20 protein-coding genes and 2 riboswitches are annotated in these 18588 nt (G+C 63.9%); of the genes, 14 read left to right on the forward strand and 6 right to left on the reverse strand.

Annotated features, from left to right (window positions below):
- Positions 1–13: 13 nt before the first annotated feature.
- Positions 14–622, reverse strand: coding sequence for a cob(I)yrinic acid a,c-diamide adenosyltransferase (gene cobO / locus AADW23_RS10170; protein ID WP_341860827.1), 609 nt, complete (start codon positions 620–622; stop codon positions 14–16).
- A 77-nt stretch (positions 623–699) separates the two neighbouring features.
- Positions 700–897, forward strand: a riboswitch (cobalamin riboswitch).
- 32 nt (positions 898–929) lie between these two features.
- On the opposite strand from cobO, the gene AADW23_RS10175 reads away from it, so the two are divergent.
- The 7 genes from AADW23_RS10175 to cobJ are packed head-to-tail and all read left to right on the forward strand — an operon-like array spanning position 930 to position 8920.
- Complete coding sequence (locus AADW23_RS10175) at positions 930–1325, forward strand: DUF1636 domain-containing protein (protein ID WP_341860828.1); 396 nt, start codon at positions 930–932, stop codon at positions 1323–1325.
- A 3-nt stretch (positions 1326–1328) separates the two neighbouring features.
- Positions 1329–2381 carry a cobalamin biosynthesis protein CobW gene (gene cobW, locus AADW23_RS10180; RefSeq protein WP_341860829.1) on the forward strand — a complete coding sequence of 351 codons (1053 nt, stop codon included), beginning with the start codon at positions 1329–1331 and terminating at the stop codon, positions 2379–2381.
- Between the two features lie 6 nt (positions 2382–2387).
- Positions 2388–5660 carry a cobaltochelatase subunit CobN gene (gene cobN / locus AADW23_RS10185; RefSeq protein ID WP_341860830.1) on the forward strand — a complete coding sequence of 1091 codons (3273 nt, stop codon included), beginning with the start codon at positions 2388–2390 and terminating at the stop codon, positions 5658–5660.
- Positions 5657–6781: a precorrin-3B synthase gene (locus tag AADW23_RS10190; protein ID WP_341860831.1), complete on the forward strand. Its 1125-nt coding sequence runs from the start codon at positions 5657–5659 to the stop codon at positions 6779–6781. The genes cobN and AADW23_RS10190 overlap by 4 nt, the downstream gene beginning before the upstream one ends.
- 2 nt (positions 6782–6783) lie before the next feature.
- The gene (locus tag AADW23_RS10195; RefSeq protein ID WP_341860832.1) at positions 6784–7413 is read left to right on the forward strand and encodes a precorrin-8X methylmutase; all 630 of its coding nucleotides are present in this window, start codon (positions 6784–6786) and stop codon (positions 7411–7413) included.
- Complete coding sequence (locus AADW23_RS10200; RefSeq protein WP_341860833.1) at positions 7410–8147, forward strand: precorrin-2 C(20)-methyltransferase; 738 nt, start codon at positions 7410–7412, stop codon at positions 8145–8147. The genes AADW23_RS10195 and AADW23_RS10200 overlap by 4 nt, the downstream gene beginning before the upstream one ends.
- Positions 8144–8920, forward strand: coding sequence for a precorrin-3B C(17)-methyltransferase (cobJ, locus tag AADW23_RS10205; protein WP_341860834.1), 777 nt, complete (start codon positions 8144–8146; stop codon positions 8918–8920). Before AADW23_RS10200 ends, cobJ begins: the two co-directional genes overlap by 4 nt.
- Here the strand turns inward: cobJ and AADW23_RS10210 are convergent.
- Entirely contained in the window at positions 8884–9648 is a 765-nt protein-coding gene (locus tag AADW23_RS10210) for a cobalt-precorrin-6A reductase (protein WP_341860835.1), read from the reverse strand. The genes cobJ and AADW23_RS10210 overlap by 37 nt on opposite strands.
- On the opposite strand from AADW23_RS10210, the gene cbiE reads away from it, so the two are divergent.
- From cbiE to AADW23_RS10245, 7 genes are read left to right on the forward strand one after another with little or no spacing between them, the layout of a single operon-like run.
- Entirely contained in the window at positions 9647–10843 is a 1197-nt protein-coding gene (gene cbiE, locus AADW23_RS10215; protein WP_341860836.1) for a precorrin-6y C5,15-methyltransferase (decarboxylating) subunit CbiE, read from the forward strand. The two genes, AADW23_RS10210 and cbiE, sit on opposite strands and share 2 nt — an antisense overlap.
- A complete protein-coding gene (locus AADW23_RS10220) occupies positions 10840–11214 on the forward strand; it encodes a cobalamin biosynthesis protein (RefSeq protein WP_341860837.1) in 375 nt (124 codons plus the stop codon). Before cbiE ends, AADW23_RS10220 begins: the two co-directional genes overlap by 4 nt.
- Positions 11211–12005 (forward strand): precorrin-4 C(11)-methyltransferase, encoded by a 795-nt coding sequence (gene cobM, locus AADW23_RS10225; RefSeq protein WP_341860838.1) that lies wholly within the window; start codon positions 11211–11213, stop codon positions 12003–12005. Before AADW23_RS10220 ends, cobM begins: the two co-directional genes overlap by 4 nt.
- Complete coding sequence (locus AADW23_RS10230) at positions 11998–13323, forward strand: cobyrinate a,c-diamide synthase (protein ID WP_341864320.1); 1326 nt, start codon at positions 11998–12000, stop codon at positions 13321–13323. The genes cobM and AADW23_RS10230 overlap by 8 nt, the downstream gene beginning before the upstream one ends.
- A complete protein-coding gene (gene cobA, locus AADW23_RS10235) occupies positions 13320–14042 on the forward strand; it encodes a uroporphyrinogen-III C-methyltransferase (protein WP_341860839.1) in 723 nt (240 codons plus the stop codon). The genes AADW23_RS10230 and cobA overlap by 4 nt, the downstream gene beginning before the upstream one ends.
- 1 nt (position 14043) lies before the next feature.
- On the forward strand, positions 14044–14784 hold the full coding sequence (gene cobF / locus AADW23_RS10240) for a precorrin-6A synthase (deacetylating) (protein WP_341860840.1): 741 nt from the start codon (positions 14044–14046) through the stop codon (positions 14782–14784).
- Entirely contained in the window at positions 14781–15131 is a 351-nt protein-coding gene (locus tag AADW23_RS10245) for a DUF1636 family protein (RefSeq protein WP_341860841.1), read from the forward strand. The genes cobF and AADW23_RS10245 overlap by 4 nt, the downstream gene beginning before the upstream one ends.
- Here AADW23_RS10245 and AADW23_RS10250 read toward each other — a convergent pair.
- The 4 genes from AADW23_RS10250 to xylB all read right to left on the reverse strand — a co-directional run bounded on the left by AADW23_RS10250 (position 15115) and on the right by xylB (position 18580).
- Complete coding sequence (locus AADW23_RS10250) at positions 15115–15591, reverse strand: hypothetical protein (protein ID WP_341860842.1); 477 nt, start codon at positions 15589–15591, stop codon at positions 15115–15117. The genes AADW23_RS10245 and AADW23_RS10250 overlap by 17 nt on opposite strands.
- A 27-nt stretch (positions 15592–15618) precedes the next feature.
- On the reverse strand, positions 15619–16311 hold the full coding sequence (locus AADW23_RS10255) for a CbtA family protein (protein ID WP_341860843.1): 693 nt from the start codon (positions 16309–16311) through the stop codon (positions 15619–15621).
- Between the two features lie 4 nt (positions 16312–16315).
- On the reverse strand, positions 16316–16495 hold the full coding sequence (locus AADW23_RS10260) for a CbtB domain-containing protein (RefSeq protein ID WP_341860844.1): 180 nt from the start codon (positions 16493–16495) through the stop codon (positions 16316–16318).
- A 39-nt stretch (positions 16496–16534) separates the two neighbouring features.
- Positions 16535–16741, reverse strand: a riboswitch (cobalamin riboswitch).
- 378 nt (positions 16742–17119) lie between these two features.
- On the reverse strand, positions 17120–18580 hold the full coding sequence (gene xylB, locus AADW23_RS10265; protein ID WP_341860845.1) for a xylulokinase: 1461 nt from the start codon (positions 18578–18580) through the stop codon (positions 17120–17122).
- Between the last annotated feature and the right edge of the window lie 8 nt (positions 18581–18588).

Consider the following 18588-nt stretch of genomic DNA (forward strand, 5'->3'; position numbering starts at 1 on the left):
CGCCCCTTTCCATTCAGAACTCCACGCCTTTCTGCGCCATGACCCCATCGCGGAACGGGTGCTTTACCAGCGTCATTTCGGTCACCAGATCGGCGGCCTCGATCAGTTCCGGCTTGGCATTGCGGCCTGTCAGGCACACATGGGTCATCCGGGGCTTTTGGTGCAGCAGAAAATCCACCACCTCGTCGATATCCAGATAATCATAGCGCAGGGCGATGTTGATTTCATCGAGCAGAACGAAACCAATCTCCGGATCGAGGATTTGCTCTTGCGCGATTTTCCAACCGTTCTGCGCCGCCGCAATGTCACGTTCCTTATCCTGCGTTTCCCAGGTAAAGCCTTCGCCCGACACGAAAAAACGGCACTCATCGGCAAAGCGTTCGCGCAGGAACGACTTCTCTCCGGTGTCGCGATCCCCTTTGATGAATTGCACCACAGCGCAGCCGAGCCCGTGTTGGATCGACCGCATCACCATGCCGAACCCGCTAGAGGACTTCCCCTTGCCCGGGCCGGTGTGGACGATGATCAGACCTTTCTCCTCGGTCTTGGTTTCCATCATCTTGTCTCGCGCGGCTTTGATCTTGCGCATCTTCTCGGTGTGGCGGGCGTTGTCGTCGGTCATCGGCGTTCTCCTTGCGGCATTCGGCTTTGGGAAGGCTTGGCGGCTAACGCTCCGATTGACAAGGGCTTCAGCCCATGAACAGGGTTCTCGTCGATGGTGCCTGCGGCGAAAGCCAATGGCCTAAGAGGGAACGCGGTGCGATACCGCGGCTGCCCCCGCAACTGTAAGCGGTAAGCGCCCCCGCGTATGCCACTGAATTCACAGCGAATTCGGGAAGGCGCGAGGCGCGTGTTGACCCGCGAGCCAGGAGACCTGCCGTCGGCTATTGAAACGTTAATCCCGGGCGGGGTGCCCCGGAGGAGGACCGATGACGAACGACCAACCCCAAAAAGCGGCGACCGAAGTGCTGGTTTGTGTGAAATGCTTGCGCGGCACCGACGCACCGGCAGAGGGCATTCGCCCCGGACAGGCGCTCTATGACGCACTGATCCAACGCGAGATGCCCGAAGGCGTCACCATTCGCCCGATGGAGTGCCTGCAAAACTGCGATAGCGGCTGTTCCGTGGCGATCCGGGGCGGTGACGCCCGATGGACCTATGTTTACGGAAATTTCCTTGAGGCGTCGCATCCCGACATGCTGGCCGAAGGGATCGCCCTTTATCACGAAACCGACGACGGTTTGATCCCGTGGCGCGCGCGCCCCGAGCATTTCAAACGCAACTGCATCGCGCGCATTCCGCCCGTTACGAATAAGGAGGCCTGAGCAATGGCTGATCTGGCAAAACTTCCCGTCACTGTAGTCACGGGTTTTCTCGGCTCTGGTAAGACCACGCTGATCTCGCACCTGATCCAGAACCCCGGCGGCAAACGCTTGGCCGTGGTGGTGAACGAATTTGGCGATGTGGGCGTGGACGGCGAAATCCTGAAAGGCTGCGCCATTCCCGATTGTCCCGCGGAAAACATCATGGAGCTCGCCAATGGCTGCATCTGCTGCACCGTCGCCGATGACTTCATTCCGACGATCGAGGCGCTGATGGCGCTGGACCCGCGCCCGGAACATATCCTGATCGAGACCTCTGGCCTGGCCCTGCCCAAGCCGCTGCTCAAGGCGTTTGACTGGCCCGATATCCGCTCCAAGATTACCGTAGACGGCGTGATTGCTCTGGCCGATGCCGAGGCTGTCGCGGCGGGTCGCTTCGCCCCTGATGTGGCGAAAGTGGACGCGCAGCGTTTGGCCGACGACAGCATCGACCACGAAACACCCCTGTCCGAGGTGTTCGAGGATCAGATCTCTTGCGCCGATATCATCTTGCTCACCAAACCCGATCTTGCGGGCCCGGAAGGTGTTGCCAAGGCCAAGGCGATCATCGCCGCCGAAGCCCCGCGCGTTTTGCCGGTGGTCGAGGTTGCCGAAGGCGCCATTGATCCGCGTATCATCCTTGGGCTCGAGGCCGCCGCCGAAGACGATATGGACGCACGTCCGTCGCACCACGACGGCCACGACGACCACGAGCATGACGACTTCGAAAGCGTCGTGATCGACATCCCCGAGGTTTCTGACCCTTTGGAACTGGTCGCCCAGATTGAGGAATTGGCAAACGCCCAGAACATCCTGCGGGTCAAAGGCTATGCCAGCGTCGCGGGCAAGCCGATGCGTCTGCTCGTCCAAGCCGTGGGCGCGCGGGTGCGGCATCAGTACGACCGTCCTTGGGGCGCGGATGAGCCGCGCGCTGGTCGCCTTGTGGTGATTGCCGAGCACGATGACGTCTCCCCTGACGCCATCCGCGCCGTGTTGGCCCCGGCCGTCGCCGCTGAGTAGCGTGTCATGCACGTCGTCTTCCGCGAAAGCCACGGGTTAGAAGAGACCGAGACCCCAACCGATCTGGCGCAAACGCCAGCGGATTTGGTGGTGCTGTCGCTCTCGGATTCTGACCTTGGGGCTTTCGCGGCGGGCTGGCATCGGGCCAATGGCGCTTTGCCGTCCCTGCGGCTGGCCAATATCGTGGCGCTAAAGCACCCGTTGTCCGTTGATACGTACGTGGAACAAACGCTTGTGGGCGCGAAAGGCATCTTGATCCGCCTGATCGGCGGAGTGCCTTATTGGCCCTACGGGTTGCAACAGATTGCGGCCCTGTGCCGGGAGAAGGGTATCGCGTTGGCGGTGCTTCCGGCCGATGGGCGCGATGATACGCGGCTTGACGAAATCTCGACCCTACCGGTGTCGACCCTGCGCCGTTTACAGCATCTTTGCGACGCGGGAGGAGAGGTCGCGGCCCACGCGGCACTGGCGCAAATGGCACTGGCTTCAGGCCTTTACGCGGGCCCGGTCGCCGGGGCGAAGGGCCTGCCAAGCGTCGGCGGATGGACCCCGGAAGACGGTGTCTGCTGTCCGGTCCTGGCGGGGGAGGGCGACAAGCCCCTGATCCTTGTGACGTTCTACCGATCGTACCTCGTGGCGGCAGACCTTGCGCCGATCCGGTCCATTTTCGCTGCGTTGCGCGATCAGGGTTTCGCGGTGATGGGCCTGTTTGCGCCGTCCCTCAAAGCCCCCGGCGCGGCAGAGTGGATGGCCCGCCAAGTGGCCCACCTGGCACCTGTGGCCATCGTCAACGCTACGTCGTTTTCCGGCAAGGGGGCAGGGGGCATGTCCCCGCTGGACGGGGCCGGGGTGCCGGTGTTCCAGATCGCCATGGCCACCTCCACCCAAGCCGCATGGGAAGAAGCTGAGCGCGGCCTGTCACCGGCTGATCTCGCCATGCATGTGGTATTGCCCGAGGTGGACGGGCGCATCCTTGCGGGCGTTGCCTCGTTCAAAGAACCCGACGCGCGTGATGTCGATCTGCAATTCGCCCGCCAAGCTCACACCCCCCATTGGGAACGGGTGACTCAGCTGGCCGCGCGGGTCGCCGCTTGGCACAAGCTGGCCGCGAAGCCGCCCTCGGATCGGGTGCCGGCCCTGGTGCTGTCCACCTATCCGGGCCGTGATTGGAACGCGGCCCATGCCGTGGGCCTGGATGCGATTGCCTCTGCCAATGCAATCCTTAACGATCTTAACGAAGCAGGCTATCGCGCCCGCGGCGCGGTCACGGGCGATGACCTGCAAGGCGCGGCGCTCACCTGGCCTTTCGCCGACTACAAGGCCGCGCTTTCACGTCTGCCACAATCCCTTCAAGATGCGCTCCACGCCGCGTGGGGCACCTGCGAGGAGGACGCGGCAGCGTCCGAAGAGGGGCTGCTTTTGCCCATATTGTCGCGCGGGAACGCCCTTGTTGCCCTGCAACCGGAACGCGGCACGCCCGCGCTTCGGGATGAGGAATACCACGACCTGTCGCGCGTCCCCCGCCACGGCTATGTGGCGTTCTACCTTTGGATGCAGACCCACGCAGACGCGCTTGTTCACATCGGTGCCCACGGCACGTTGGAATGGCTTCCGGGCAAATCCGTGGCCCTGTCCGACGCTTGCTGGCCCGATGCGCTGACCGGCGTCTTGCCGGTGATCTATCCGTTTATCGTCAACGACCCCGGTGAGGCAGCGCAAGCCAAGCGCCGGATCGGGGCGGTTACCTTGGGCCACATCCCGCCGCCGATGAAAGCGTCCCGTACGCCTACACGGTTGGTGCGTCTGGAAGCCCTGCTGGATGAGTTTTCCAACGCCGATGGGCTTGATCCCAAACGCCGCGACAGGCTGCAAAGCGACATTAGGGTCGAGGCGCAAGCCCTTGGTGTGGAAGGGGATTTGGGCCTTGATGCCGCGTCGTGCTCGGCCGAGGCAATTACCCGGATTGATGGCTTCGTGTGCGACGTGAAGGAAAGCCAGTTTGGCGACGGGCTGCATGTGTGGGGCCAGCCGGAATTGGGGCAATCGACCTTCGACAGCACCTCCTCGGCCCTCGCGGAACGCTCGGCCCTCCTCGCAGCGCTGGACGGCAAGCGCATTGCCGCGGGGCCGTCTGGTTCCCCCTATCGGGGGCGCTCGGACGTACTGCCCACGGGGCGAAACCTGTTCACCACCGATCCCCGCTCGGTGCCGTCGCGCGCGGCGTACGCACAGGGGTGCGTGCTGGCCGATGAACTGATGCGCCGTCACCTGCAAGACGAGGGCGATTGGCCCAAAGGGCTGATCGTGGACCTCTGGGGCTCCGCCACCATGCGCACCGCCGGTGAAGAATTCGCCATGGCCTTGGCTCTTCTGGGCGTGCGTCCGCTCTGGGATGAAGGGTCCGAGCGTGTCTCCGGGATCGAAGTCCTACCGATCGCCGAACTCGACCGGCCCCGCATCGACGTGACCCTGCGCGTCTCGGGCCTGTTCCGGGACGTGTTCCCGACCCTGTCGGCCCTGTTCAACCAAGCGGTCCGCAGCCTTGCGGCACGGGACGAAGCACCGGATTGGAACCCCTATGTGGGCGGTGATACGGCTCGCGTTTTCGGCCCCGCGCCGGGCAGTTTTGGCGTCGGGATCGGGCCGCAGATTGGCGATTACTCCGAGGCCGCAAAGGCCGCGGCAGGCGAGGCATGGATTGCCGCCTCTGCCTATGCATTGGACGGTGACAGCATCCGCAAAGACCAAAACGCGTTGCGCACCCGCGTGGCCCAGGCCGACGCTTTCGTACACCTGCAAGACCTCCCCGAGACAGATATCTTGCTGGCCGAAGACTACGCCACCCACGAGGCAGGGTTTCTGGCAGCCCAATCCCTGACGGGTGGCAGCGCCAAGGCCTATCACCTTGATGTCACAGACCCAAATCGCCCCCGTGCCCGTGGCCTGACCGAGGAGATTGCCCGCGTCGTCCTTGCCCGCGCCGCCAACCCCGATTGGATCGCCGGGATGCGCCGCCACGGCTTTCGCGGCGCGGCAGAGATCGCCGCAACCCTAGAGAATATGGCCGCCTTTGCGCAACTGGCCCCCGTCGTGCCGTCGCATTTGTTTGACGCTTATTACGACGCTACCCTTGGGAACGCAGAGGTCACGTCGTTCCTGCAAGACGCCAATCCAGGCGCTTTGGCCGCGATGCAGGACCGCTTCGCCGCGCTCCATGCCGCGCACCTCTGGCAGTCGCGTCGCAACTCGATCCTCGCGGAACTGGAAGTGTCGTCATGAGAGGTCCAGCTGTCAAAGGCTGGTGCCCCGGTGCCTATCGCCCCATGGCGTCGGGCGACGGGTTGGTTGTGCGGATACGCCCATGGTTGGGCGAGGTCAGCGTGGATCAGGTCAAGGCATTGGCCTTGGTGGCAGAGAAATTTGGCACGGGCATGATTGACCTCACCAGCCGGGCAAACCTGCAAATTCGCGGGGTGACCGAAGCAGATCATGACGCGGTCATCGAGGCGCTTTTGTCGGCAGACCTGCTGGACGACGACCCGGCACAGGAGGGGCGGCGAAACCTTGTGATGACGCCGGAATGGTCGGCGGGGGATTTGACCCATCGGCTGGCGTCGGACTGGTTGAAGTTGTTGCCGGAACTCCCTGATTTGCCTTCGAAGTTTGGCTATGTGATCGACACAAGTGATGCGCCTTGGATCAGCGATGCGCCCGGTGATATTCGGCTGGAGCGCGGCGCCGTTGACCCGCTGATCCTTGTCGCAGATGGCGCGGCGTACGGTCTGCCCGTGACAGAGGCCACTGCGATGGCGGCCCTCAAGGATCTGGTCGCATGGTTTGTCGAGAGTGGCGGCCGCGCATCGGGTCGTATGGCAAAGCACCTGAAGACCACCTCCTTGCCGGATGTTTGGTTAACGGCGGCGCGGCGGCATGATGAAAGCCCGTGCAGCAGTACCTACGGCACCATCCTTGGCGTGCCCTTCGGGCAGGTAGAGACCGCTGCCTTGCGGCGGCTAACCGAAGACACAGCGCTGAAAGCTTTGCGGATTTTGCCAGGCCGACGGCTCCTCGCCATGGGCTCTTCGCCGCAAATCGCCGAAGGGTTCTGCGCCCCCGATGATATCTTGTTGAAGGTGCACGCCTGCACGGGCGCGCCGGGCTGTGCGCAGGCACTGGGCCCCACTCGCGCCCTCGCGCGACGCTTGGCGCAAGACCTGCCCCTTGGTGAAAGCCTCCATGTCTCTGGCTGCGCCAAGGGCTGCGCCTTTCCCCGCAGGGCGGATCGCACCTTGGTCGCTGCCAACGGCGGGTTCGATCTTGTCACCAACGGCGCACCGTGGGATGCGCCCACCAAACGCGGCTTGCCCGCAACCCTTAGTTTCAAGGATATCCAAGCCTGACCATGCCCTATGAATACGAGAAAAACGGTGCCGCGATATATCTGGAGAGCTTCGCCACGATCCGGGCCGAGGCTAATCTGGCACGCTTCACCCCCGAGGATGAGCAAGTCGTCGTCCGCATGATCCACGCGGCGGGGCTTGTCGGGTTGGAGGATGACGTCCACATCGCCCCCGGCATGGTGACATCGGCTCGCGCCGCCCTCGACTCGGGCGCCCCGATTTTCTGCGACGCCTATATGGTGAGCGAAGGCGTCACCCGCAAACGTTTGCCCGCGGACAACGACGTGATCTGCACGCTCCGCGACGCCCGCGTGCCCGCGCTGGCGGCAGAGTTGGGCACAACCCGGTCGGCCGCGGCATTGGAGCTATGGCGCGACCGTCTGGAAGGCGCTGTCGTGGCTATCGGGAACGCGCCGACCGCTCTGTTCCATTTGCTGGAAATGCTGGAAGATCCAAGCTGTCCCCGTCCGGCCGCCATCATCGGCTGCCCTGTGGGGTTCGTCGGGGCGCGCGAAAGCAAAGACGCCCTCTGGGAAGCCGCCCCGGTGCCGTCCCTGATCGTGAAGGGGCGCCTCGGCGGTTCCGCCATCACGGTCGCGGCAATCAACGCCATCGCGAGCCGCGCGGAATGAGCGGGCAAGGGACAGGTACAATCCACGGCGTGGGCCTCGGCCCCGGAGACCCGGACCTGATGAGCGTCCGGGCGGACCGTCTTGTACGCGGCGCCAAGCATGTGGCGTTCTTCCGCAAGTTGGGCCGTGGTGGCCGAGCCCGCTCCATTGTCGAAGGGATGCTGCGCGAGGATGTTGTTGAGTTCCCGATGGAATATCCCGTCACCACGGAAATTCCCCTCAGCGATCCGCGTTACAATGAAGTTTTGTCAGGCTTCTACGAGACCTGCGCCGACCGTCTGCGGACGCTTTCTGCGACGGGCGAAGACGTTGTGGTTTTGTGCGAAGGTGACCCGTTCTTCTACGGCTCTTTCATGCATCTCTATACGCGCCTGAGCGCCGCCCGTGACGTGCGCGTCATACCTGCGATCACCGGCATGTCGGCGGCGTGGACAGCCTCGGGCGCGCCGATTACCTGGGGCGATGATATCCTGTCCACGGTCATGGGAACCCTGGACGAGGCAACCTTGACCGATGCAATGACGCGGGCCGACGCCTTGGTGGTGATGAAGATTGGCCGTAACCTGCCCAAGGTGCGCCGCGCCTTGCACGCGGCGGGCAAATATGACCGCGCGGTACTGGTGGAATACGCCAGCATGGAGGGGCAAACGGTACGGCCGTTGGGGGAATACACCGAGAAAACATTGCCCTATTTCTCGATCATCGTGGTCCATGGGCAGGGGCGGCGACCATGAGCGATGAGGCAGCAAACGGTTGGGTCGTGATCGCCGGTCTCGGGCCGGGGGCAGAGGGGTTGATAACCCCCGACGCACAAGCCGCGATTGACGCGGCCACCGATATCGTAGGCTACATTCCTTACGTGCGTCGCATCGCGCCGCGCCCGGGGCTGACCCTTCACGAAAGCGATAATCGCGTGGAGCTGGACCGCGCCGCCCATGCGCTGGACATGGCACAGGCGGGCCGCCGGGTTGTGGTTGTGAGCTCTGGCGATCCCGGCGTTTTCGCCATGGCCTCGGCAGTGTTTGAGGCGGTTGAGGCGGGGCCACAGGCATGGCGCGCGCTTGAAATCCGCGTCCTGCCCGGCATCACCGCCATGCTGGCCGCCTCTGCTGCCGCTGGCGCACCCTTGGGCCATGATTTCTGCTGCATCAACCTGTCCGACAACCTCAAGCCCTGGTCCCTGATCGAAAGCCGTTTGCGCCTTGCCGCACAGGCCGACTTCGCCATGGCGTTTTACAACCCCCGCTCCAAATCGCGGCCCGAGGGGTTTGTTAAAACCCTCGATATCCTGCGCGAATGCTGCGAGCCGGAACGGGTGATTATCTTTGCCCGTGCCGTTTCCACACCGGATCAGGCGATCAACGTCACCACCTTGGCGGATGCGACGCCCGACATGGCGGACATGAGGACGGTTGTGTTGGTCGGCTCGTCCCTGACGCGCTTGATCCCGCGCGATGGCGCACCGATTGTTTACACGCCGCGTTCCGTGGCGAAGGATGCGGAATGATCCAGCCACGCCAAAACTTGCGCGACCTCGTGGGCCTCCGGGCGGTTCGGGATCGCGGGGCGGTCGATCATGATGACCGGCAAGCCAAGGGTGCGGGCAGCCTCGATCTTGGCATAAGCGCCTGTGCCTCCAGCATTTTTGGACACCACGAGGTCGATGTCATGGGCCTCCATCAGGGCTTGGTCATCGGCCAAGGTAAACGGCCCACGCGATACAAGAACTTGCGTGCGCGGCAGGGGCAGCGCGGCCTTGGGCGGGTCCACCAGACGCAACAGATAAAAATGCTGCGGGTTGGGCGCGAAGTCGGCCAAATGCATCCGCCCCACGGCCAGCATGACGCGCAAGGCAGGCCGGTTCAAGGCTGCGACCGCTCCGGAAATATCGGGCACATGGGTCCAGTTGTCGCCCGGCTGCGCCTCCCAAGGGGCACGGGTCAGCGCGATCAGCGGAACCTCAGCCATGGAGCAAGCAGAGATCGCGTTGGCGCTCATCTGCGCGGCAAAGGGATGGGTGGCATCGACCACATGGGTGATCTTCTCGGCCCGCAGGTATTCCGCCAAGCCGCCCGCGCCGCCGAAGCCACCGACACGCTGCGGCAGAGGCTGTCGCACGGGCCGCTCAACCCGCCCCGCAAAGGACACGACGCCCGCAATCCCGGCCTCGGCCACCGCGCGGGCCAGCGCCGTGGCCTCCATCGTGCCGCCAAGGATCAAAAGGTTGGGTGTCATGGCTGAAGCTCCGTGGATCACGATTGTCGGACTGACCGAGGATGGACCGGACGGGTTGTCCCCCGCAAGCGCCGTGGCCTTGGCGCGGGCCGAAATCATCATGGGGCCGAAACGGCACTTGAGCCTGTTGCCCGAAGGCGGCGCACGGCGCATCGAATGGCCCGTACCCTTTGCCGACGGGATTGCGGTGTTGAAAGGCCTGAAAGGGCAGCGGGTCGTGGTGCTCGTGTCGGGCGATCCGTTTTGGTACGGGGCCGGGCGGGCGATCTCCAAGGCGTTTGACCGATCCGAGTGGCAGGCGCTTCCCGCGCCATCGGTCTTTACCCTTGCGGCGGCGCGGATGGGCTGGCCGGTGGAAGATACCCTGTGCATCGGGCTCCATGCGGCGCCTCTGGCACGGTTGCGGCCCTATCTGGCCCCCGGGCTTCGGGCGATCGTGCTGCTGCGCGACGGGGCGGCGGTGGCGGAATTGGCCACCTACCTAGAAACGCAGGACTTCGCGGACACCTCCCTAACCGTGGCAGAGGCGCTTGGCGGGCCGCGCGAAAAACTGCGCGTGCTCGATGTTGAAGCGGCGAAGACGGGCTCCTTCGATGCCCCCCTTTGTGTCGCCCTGAAAGTGGCCGGAAAGGGCGCGGCAATCCCCTTGGTCTCTGGCCGCCCGGATGAGCTGTTTGAGACAGATGGCGTGATGACCAAACGCCCGATGCGTGCGTTGACCCTTTCGGCCCTTGCCCCCCGCGCGGGCGAGCATCTTTGGGACATCGGCGGCGGCTCCGGCACCATCGCGGTGGAATGGGCCTTGGCGCACAGCACCTGCACCGCCAGCGTGGTCGAGATCCGCGAAGATCGCGCTGCGTTGATCCGCGCCAATGCGGCGGCCTTTGGCTTGGACCGGATCAAGCTTCATCTTGGTGAGGCCGTAGCGCAGCTTGCAAATTTGCCCCAGCCCGACGCCGTGTTTATTGGCGGCGGCCTGTCCGAGACGCTCCTGGAAAAGGTCACGGCCCTGCCTTCCGGCACAAGGATCGTGGCCAACGGCGTGACCCTGGAGGCCGAGGCCCTTCTGACCGCCGCCCAAGCTCGCCATGGCGGCGATTTGATGCGTGTGGAAATCGCCCATGCAGCCCCCCTTGGCGGTAAACGGGCGTGGCAATCAGCCTATCCCGTGGTGCAATGGAGCGTGGTTCTATGATCGTCGCGGGTTTCGGATTTCGCACCTCTGCCACAGTCGATAGCCTGGCCGATGCTTACGGCCGGGCAGGGGGCGGGGCGGGGCGCTTGGCCACTACTGCCGACAAGGCACGATCGGATGCGATGATCGCCTTCTCCGCGCAGTCGGGGGTGTCCCTCGTTGGGGTTTTTCCTGATGATCTGACCAAACAGGCAACTATAACTCTTTCAACGACTTCACAAAAACAACGCAGCGTGGGCTCCGTGGCCGAGGCCGCAGCGCTGGCCGCCGCGGGTCCCGGTGCCCGCTTGCTGGCCCCGCGCGTGATCTCGGCGGACCGATTGGCAACCTGTGCGCTCGCGTCCACATTTCCGGAAGGAGAGACATCATGACCGTGCACTTCATCGGCGCAGGCCCCGGCGCGCCGGACCTTCTGACGCTGCGCGGGCGCGACCTGATCGCGGCTTGCCCCGTCTGTCTTTACGCGGGCTCGCTGGTGCCCGAGGCGATCTTGCAGCATTGCCCTGAAGGGGCGCAGATCATCAATACCGCGCCGATGTCGTTGGATGACATCATCGGCACCATCGCCGTCGCCCATGATGCGGAAAAGGACGTGGCGCGGCTGCATTCCGGCGACCTTTCCGTCTGGTCCGCCATGGGCGAGCAGATCCGCCGCCTCGATGCCCTGCGCATCCCCTTCACTGTCACCCCCGGCGTGCCCTCTTTCGCAGCCGCCGCCGCGAGCCTTGGGCAGGAATTGACGCTACCGGGGGTGGGGCAATCGCTGATTCTGACCCGCACACCGGGCCGGGCGTCCTCCATGCCCGATGGTGAAAGCCTTGAGAACTTTGGCAAAACCGGCGCGACTTTGGCCCTGCACCTGTCCATCGGCAATCTGACACAAGTGGTCTCTGATCTGGTGCCGCACTACGGCGAGGATTGTCCGGTTGCGGTGATTTACCGAGCCTCCTGGCCGGATGAGAAGATCATCCGCGCCCGCCTTGGTGCGCTGGAAGAGGCCATGGACCCTACCATCGCTCGAACCGCGCTGATCCTTGTGGGCCCCGCCATTGGCGCCCGAGACTTCACCGAAAGCCGCCTTTACGCGGCAGATTATGATCGCCGTTATCGGCCCCAAACGGCGCAAAGCCCTTGGTCTGAATGGCAGCATGGAGATGACTGAGATGAACATGCTTCCCCCCGGCCTTCTGGTCTCTGCCCCCTCGTCGGGGACGGGCAAAACCACCGTGATGCTTGGTCTCTTGCGGGCGCTGCGCGATGATGGGCTCACGGTGCAGCCGTTCAAATCCGGCCCCGATTACATTGATCCCGCTTTCCACCATGCGGCCTCTGGGCGGGCGTCGTTCAACATCGACACCTGGGCGATGGATGGCGGCTTGCTCAACGCGATCGCCGCGCAGGCCGCGGGGGCGGATATCTGTGTGTCGGAAGGGTCCATGGGCCTTTACGACGGTGTCGCGACGCGGGGCCAAAGCGGCTTTGGCTCTTCGGCCGAAACGGCGCAGCGCATGGGCTGGCCGGTGGTTCTGGTCATCGACGCCGGAGGTCAGGCGCAGTCTGCGGCGGCCACGGCCCTGGGGTTTCAGGCCTACAATCCCGATCTGCCCATCGCGGGGGTAATCTTGAATCGCGTCGCCTCTCCTCGGCACGAAAGGTTAATCCGCCGCGGCATGGATCACGCGGGCCTGACCGTGCTTGGTGTGCTGCCAAGACGCGGGGACTTGGCCCTGCCGGAACGGCACTTGGGCCTGATCCAAGCGGTCGAGCACCCGGATCTCGAAGCCGCGATCATCGGCTACGCCGCTTTCTTGCGCGACAACGTGGACCTCGCGGCGATCCGCGCGGCGGCGGTGTCGGGGCCGGCTTTGCCCGGTGGCGCGTTGCCGAAACCGCCCGCACAGCGCATCGCTTTGGCCCGCGACGCAGCGTTTTCCTTCACCTATCCTCACCTGCTCAAAGGCTGGCGTGAGGCTGGGGCCGAGATCACGCCGTTCTCTCCCTTGGCCGACGAAGTTCCGTGCCCTGAGGCGGACCTCGTTTGGTTGCCGGGCGGCTACCCAGAGTTGCATGCGGGGGCTTTGGCTGCGGCGTCAACTTTCCGCGCGGCCCTGCGTCAGCACGCGGAAACCAAGCCGGTTCACGGCGAGTGCGGGGGCTACATGGCCCTTGGGGCGGGGCTGATTGACAAGGACGGCACACGGCACGAGATGGCGGGGCTCTTGGGCCTGGAAACCTCCTATGAGAAGCGTAAATTCAACCTGGGCTACCGTCGCGCAGTTCTTACAGAAAGCATGCCGGGATTTGCAGTCGGAGCGGCGTTACGTGGGCATGAGTTTCATTATTCAAGCATTCTTCAACAGCCCGATCGCCCTTTGGCCGAGGTCTTTGACGCCGACGGAAACCCCGGCGCGCAAACCGGATCTGTCAGGGGAAATGTGACTGGCACCTTCTTCCACATGATCGCAGAGGACGTGGCATGAGCGGTTTTGTCTCTTTCGTGGGCTCCGGGCCCGGTGATCCGGAATTGCTGACTCTCAAGGCTGTGGATCGTCTCAAACGCGCCGATGCGGTGCTTTTTGATGATCTGTCTTCCGGTCCGATCCTGTCCCATGCCCGCAGCGGGGCGGATCTTGTCGGGGTCGGCAAACGCGCGGGAAGGCCCTCTCCCAGACAGAGCCATGTGAGCCGCCTTTTGGTCGATTACGCCAAGACAGGCCAGCGCATTGTACGGCTGAAATCTGGCGACAGCGGGCTGTTTGGGCGCTTGGAAGAAGAACTCGTCGCGTTGCGGGAGGCGGGGATCGCGTACGAGATCATTCCCGGCGTGCCTTCCGCCATCGCGGCGGCGGCGGCGGCGGGCATTCCGCTGACCCGAAGGCTGACGGCGCGGCGGGTGCAATTTGTCACCGGCCATGATGCGACCGGTGAACTGCCCGATGATATTGACCTGAACGCCCTTGCCGACCGCACGGCCAGCACCGTGATTTTCATGGGTAAACGGACGTTTCCCAAACTAGCCGCGGCCCTGATCGAACGCGGCCTGCCCGCTGACACGCCCGCCATTTTGGCCGAGGCCGTCAGCACCCCGGAGCAAGCTCTGCACCGGATGACGTTGCACGCACTTGCCGAGAAGTTGTCCACCGAGGTCGGCACCGCACCGGCTTTGATCCTTTACGGTCCGTTAGCGGATGAGCGCTAAGATGGACCTCTGGTTAATCGGCATCGGCACTGGCAACCCGGCGCATATCACGTTGGAGGCGCAGCGCGCTTTGCGCGATGCCGCGGTGATCCTTGTGCCGCGAAAGGGGCCTGACAAATCTGACCTGGCGGGGATACGGCACCGGATTATCGCTGATGCGGGCGCGACGGCGCAGGTTGTTGAATTCGACTACCCCACACGCGACCCCGCGATCCCTTACAAGGACCGCGTGCGCGCGTGGCATGACGACATCGCCCGTCGCTGGCAAGCCGCCATTGCCGGGGCGTCGTCCAACGGCCCCATTGCGCTGTTGGTATGGGGCGATCCTTCGCTCTATGACAGCACGCTGCGTATCGCCACGCGCCTTACGCCAGCGCCGCGTTTGCGGGTGCTGCCGGGCATCACGGCGCTTCAGGCGTTAACGGCGGCCCATGGGCTGACCTTCAACACGCTCGCGGGGGCTGTGACGGTCACGACCGGGCGTCGCTTGAGGGAATTTGGCTGGCCCAAGGGGGCTGAAACGGCTGTCGTCATGCTGGACGGCAAATGCAGTTTCCAAACACTCGACCGCGATGATCTGATGATCTGGTGGGGCGCCTATCTGGGGATGGAGGAGGAGCTTCTCGACCATGGCCCTCTGTCAGAGGCAGGGCCGCGCATCGTCGAGGCGCGCGCTCAGGCGCGGGCGGATCATGGGTGGATCATGGATACTTATCTGTTGCGCCCCAAGGGGGCAGAATGACCGAAAGCGCGGTCATCCACCTTTGCGCCACCTGCGCGCCGTCCGGTTTCGCGCAGGCCCGCGATGGCTTGCAAGAAGCGCTTTCCACCGCGGGACTTGCGGCGGAGGTCGTAGCGCAACCCTGCATGAACGCTTGCGCCAGCCCTGTCAGCCTTGCGGTGCAAGGACCGGGCCGGGCCACGTATTTCTTTGCCGGGATCGACCCGGTCGCGGACCGTGCGGACATCGTGGCAACGGTTGCCACCTACCTGGACGCTCCAGCGGGTTGGATCGAGGATGCAACCGCCTGCGGTCGCCTGCGGCTTTGCCTGAAAGGCCGCGTCCCGGCGCTTAATTCTGGATCGTAACGCTGGCGCGGAGCGGTGCTTGTTCCACCGCTAAGGGTCTGTGATCGTTAGCGTTCAGGGTGACTTCCACGGTCACTTCGCCTTCGGGAAGATGATCGAGGTGGACCCATGGCCCGTAGAACCGCCCCAACTTCACCCCGTTGATGTAGACATGGGCGTGGCCTTGCCCCTCGACATGAGACAGGCTCGCGTTTTCTGGCGAGAAAGTGAAGTTCTCGGTCAGAATGTGGAGGTTGTAGCCCGCCATCGGGTCTTGGATGACGGTGACAGCAAGGCTCGGGGCCGTGGCCGAGGCGGGCAGGGACAGCACGGTATCGTGATCCATGTCGCCGTGGCCGGCAACGCCATGGGCGCTGTGGTCGTGGCCGTCCAGCGTGATGCCATTGGCGGCAGCAATCGTGAAGCCGATGCCGCCGCCAAGGATGAGGCCGATTACCAAAAGGGGTAGACCTGTGTTCATCGAGGATCTCCGTCCCGGATCAGAGGGTTAGGCGGGGTCCGATGCGCCGATGCGACGCGACCAGAAGAAGCCTGCGAAGCTGCCCAGAAGGACCCATGCCGCCATGCCGACGCCCAAGGCGCGTGCTGCGAAAAGAGCACCGATCTCTGTCGGGACGGGGCCGGTGAAAACCTCAGGCTCGGGCGCGCCATAGACGTGAGGGGCGAGCAGCAGCACCGCCGCGCCTGCCCAAGCGATCCAGCTTTTACCAAACCCAATCAACCCCATAGCAATGGCGGCCATGATGACAGTGGCAAACCACCAGATTTGGCGCAGAGTCACATCGGCAGCGGCCACACCGGGCACTTCTGGCGCAAGGGTGAAGCCCGGCGCCAAATGCACCGCGACGAACCCTGCGATGCCCCAGATCAACCCATTGCGTGGCGAAATGATCGCGCCGCGTTCCTCGGCCACGGCCATCGCGGCCAGCAGAACCATGGCGTAGCCGGAATAGACCAACATGGTGAACACAATGCTAAGACCATCGCGCACCGGATCAATGCCGCCCACATCTTGGGCGGCGGGCACATTGGCGTTGGCGCCGAAGTGAAGCAGCGCGCCAGTCTCGTATAATTCAGCGTGAAGCAGGACAGGCTGCACAAACCAAAGCTGCAACAGGGCGGCAATCAACCCGGAGGCAGCACCAGCGAACAACGCGCTGGTCAAAAGGCGTGTAAACATCTGCTTAGTGGCAGGGGAAGCCGGTGGCGTGGCGCACGTCGTGGGCCGCATCATGCAGCGTTGCCGCCTGCACGTGTCCCGTGACGATCATCAGGCCAAAGCCCATGGCAGCAACCATCAGGGCCGCGCCGATGGTGGACAGGCCGGTTTTGGCGCCGGTCAGGTTTTGCGTTTGCGTTGTCATTTTGTCTTGCTCCTTGTTGCCGTCACACCCGACGGCCCGTTTGCGTTTTGTACAATCGGCAGGTCTCCTGGCTCGCGGCTGTTGGTCTGGTTGGCCTTCCCGGATCGCTCCAGTGGCATCGACAACCTGACGCACCGCTTACAGTTGCGGGGGCAGCTGCAGGGTTGGCCGGATGGCCGCACTGCATTCCCTCTATATTCCCGCGGCATATGCGTGCTTTGGGAAACCGAATGTTCCTATTCAATGACAGAGGGGCGCGGGCACTGTCAAACGGAATGCACACCAAACCGGCCTTGGATCGCGTGCTTGCCGTGATTGCCGCCATTTCCGCCCCCCGGCGGCCCGGTCGCGACGCGCAATGGCACGGGCTTGTGCAACATCGGCGTAAGATCTTCGTCGCCAACCGGTTTCCGACCCCTCGGTCGCAACCTTCACAATCAATTTCTGCGTGACGGCAAGAATCAGGTGGAGGATTGATCGACTGGGGCGCATGAGGCTTTCGCTACAATCCAGTCGGGCGGCTGTGGCCACCCCACTGTCCCTTTTGAGTGGTGCACCGGTTTGCCTGACGGCATTGTCGCGCCGCCAAAGGGAACCGCCACACGTCCAGCGGCCCCTTCTGTTCTAACCGCCCACCTTGATCGACTTGATCGCCGGATAGGTTGCGCGGAAGCGTTGGTAGCTTTGTTCATAAGCGTCGGTCAGGGCCGGGTCCGGGGCGATGGTCTCCCGGATATCGGGCGTGTGCATGATCGCCGCGGGCCGGGAACCAGCGGCCGCAGCCTGTCCCAGGCGGGCCGCCCCGAGTGCCGCGCCAATCTCATGGCTGTGCGGGACGTTCAGTGGCATATCCAGAACCGTCGCCAGCATTTGCAGCCAATACCGAGAGGACGCTCCGCCACCGACGGCGAACATGTGTTCGAATTGGGCGCCTGTGGCACGCATCGCTTCAGCGGAGTCGCGCAGCCCGTAGCACACCCCTTCGATTGTGGCATGGGTCAGCGCATTCAGGTCGGTATCATGGCCCAAGCCGGTAAATGCCCCTCGGATATCCGCGTCGTTGTGGGGCGTCCGCTCTCCGGACAGGTAAGGTAGGAAACCGACGCGGCCGGGCCCCTTCAATGTGTCGCCCAAACGCTCTGTGCAGGCCCTGGGCGTGGTGTTCAGCAATTTCGACAGCCAGTTCAGGCTATCGGTCGCCGAAAGCATGACGCCCATTTGGTACCAAGTGTCCGGTACCGCATGGCAGAAGGTGTGCAGCGCCGTTTCCGGGGCCGGACAGTATTCTGAACGCGCTGCCAGAAGGACGCCCGAGGTGCCGAGGGATACGAAGCCGAAGCCTTCCTTCAATGCGCCGACGCCGCAGGCTGCGGCGGCATTGTCGCCCGCGCCCCCCGCGACGGTTACGGGCTGGCCCACACCCCAGGACCGGGCCAGCTCCTTGCGCAGCATACCGGCCGGGGCACTGCCTTCGACAAGACGAGGCATCTGATCAGCGCGTGTATGACCAGCGGCCAAAAGATCGGCGGACCAATCGCGAGAGCCCATGTCCAGCCATGCGGTTCCGGCGCTGTCAGATTTGTCGGCCACATGTTCGCCGGTCAAATACAGGTTCAAATAGGCGGCAGGGAGCAGCACCTTGGCGATCTGCTCGTAGATTTCTGGCTCGTGGCTACGTACCCACGCGATTTTCGGCGCGGTAAAGCCGGGGAAGACGATGTTTCCGGTCTGCGCTCGAAAGGCGGGGTTTGCGTCAAGGGTGGCGGCTTCTGCGTGGCTGCGGGTGTCGTTCCACAGGATGCACGGGCGCAGCACCTTGTCGTCGCGGTCGAGAAGGGTCGCCCCATGCATGTGTCCGGCGACGCCAATGCCCTGTAAATCGGCGAAGGCGTCGTGGTTGGCGCGCAGGGTGGCAACCGTTTGTTCCAGGGCCTGAATCCAAACCGCCGGATCTTGTTCGGACCAGCCAGACTGCGGGTGGCTGGTTTGATAGGCGCACTCTGCCGATCCGACCGGACGCCCCGCGGCGTCGATGAGGAGGGCGCGAAGCCCGGATGTTCCAAGATCAATTCCAAGATAGCTCATATCAACCC

It is taken from the genome of Gymnodinialimonas sp. 57CJ19, assembly GCF_038396845.1.
GTDB lineage: Bacteria > Pseudomonadota > Alphaproteobacteria > Rhodobacterales > Rhodobacteraceae > Gymnodinialimonas.

Bases quoted from the DNA above. Each gene is read 5' to 3' on its own strand.
- AADW23_RS10220 (WP_341860837.1), top strand. From the start codon at position 10,840: ATGATCGTCGCGGGTTTCGGATTTCGCACCTCTGCCACAGTCGATAGC.
- AADW23_RS10260 (WP_341860844.1), bottom strand. From the start codon at position 16,495: ATGACAACGCAAACGCAAAACCTGACCGGCGCCAAAACCGGCCTGTCC.
- AADW23_RS10210 (WP_341860835.1), bottom strand. From the start codon at position 9,648: ATGACACCCAACCTTTTGATCCTTGGCGGCACGATGGAGGCCACGGCG.
- cobO (WP_341860827.1), bottom strand. From the start codon at position 622: ATGACCGACGACAACGCCCGCCACACCGAGAAGATGCGCAAGATCAAA.
- cobM (WP_341860838.1), top strand. From the start codon at position 11,211: ATGACCGTGCACTTCATCGGCGCAGGCCCCGGCGCGCCGGACCTTCTG.
- AADW23_RS10190 (WP_341860831.1), top strand. From the start codon at position 5,657: ATGAGAGGTCCAGCTGTCAAAGGCTGGTGCCCCGGTGCCTATCGCCCC.
- cobJ (WP_341860834.1), top strand. From the start codon at position 8,144: ATGAGCGATGAGGCAGCAAACGGTTGGGTCGTGATCGCCGGTCTCGGG.
- cobF (WP_341860840.1), top strand. From the start codon at position 14,044: ATGGACCTCTGGTTAATCGGCATCGGCACTGGCAACCCGGCGCATATC.
- cbiE (WP_341860836.1), top strand. From the start codon at position 9,647: ATGGCTGAAGCTCCGTGGATCACGATTGTCGGACTGACCGAGGATGGA.
- AADW23_RS10255 (WP_341860843.1), bottom strand. From the start codon at position 16,311: ATGTTTACACGCCTTTTGACCAGCGCGTTGTTCGCTGGTGCTGCCTCC.
- AADW23_RS10230 (WP_341864320.1), top strand. From the start codon at position 11,998: ATGACTGAGATGAACATGCTTCCCCCCGGCCTTCTGGTCTCTGCCCCC.
- AADW23_RS10195 (WP_341860832.1), top strand. From the start codon at position 6,784: ATGCCCTATGAATACGAGAAAAACGGTGCCGCGATATATCTGGAGAGC.
- AADW23_RS10175 (WP_341860828.1), top strand. From the start codon at position 930: ATGACGAACGACCAACCCCAAAAAGCGGCGACCGAAGTGCTGGTTTGT.
- cobW (WP_341860829.1), top strand. From the start codon at position 1,329: ATGGCTGATCTGGCAAAACTTCCCGTCACTGTAGTCACGGGTTTTCTC.
- cobN (WP_341860830.1), top strand. From the start codon at position 2,388: ATGCACGTCGTCTTCCGCGAAAGCCACGGGTTAGAAGAGACCGAGACC.
- AADW23_RS10200 (WP_341860833.1), top strand. From the start codon at position 7,410: ATGAGCGGGCAAGGGACAGGTACAATCCACGGCGTGGGCCTCGGCCCC.
- AADW23_RS10245 (WP_341860841.1), top strand. From the start codon at position 14,781: ATGACCGAAAGCGCGGTCATCCACCTTTGCGCCACCTGCGCGCCGTCC.
- xylB (WP_341860845.1), bottom strand. From the start codon at position 18,580: ATGAGCTATCTTGGAATTGATCTTGGAACATCCGGGCTTCGCGCCCTC.
- cobA (WP_341860839.1), top strand. From the start codon at position 13,320: ATGAGCGGTTTTGTCTCTTTCGTGGGCTCCGGGCCCGGTGATCCGGAA.
- AADW23_RS10250 (WP_341860842.1), bottom strand. From the start codon at position 15,591: ATGAACACAGGTCTACCCCTTTTGGTAATCGGCCTCATCCTTGGCGGC.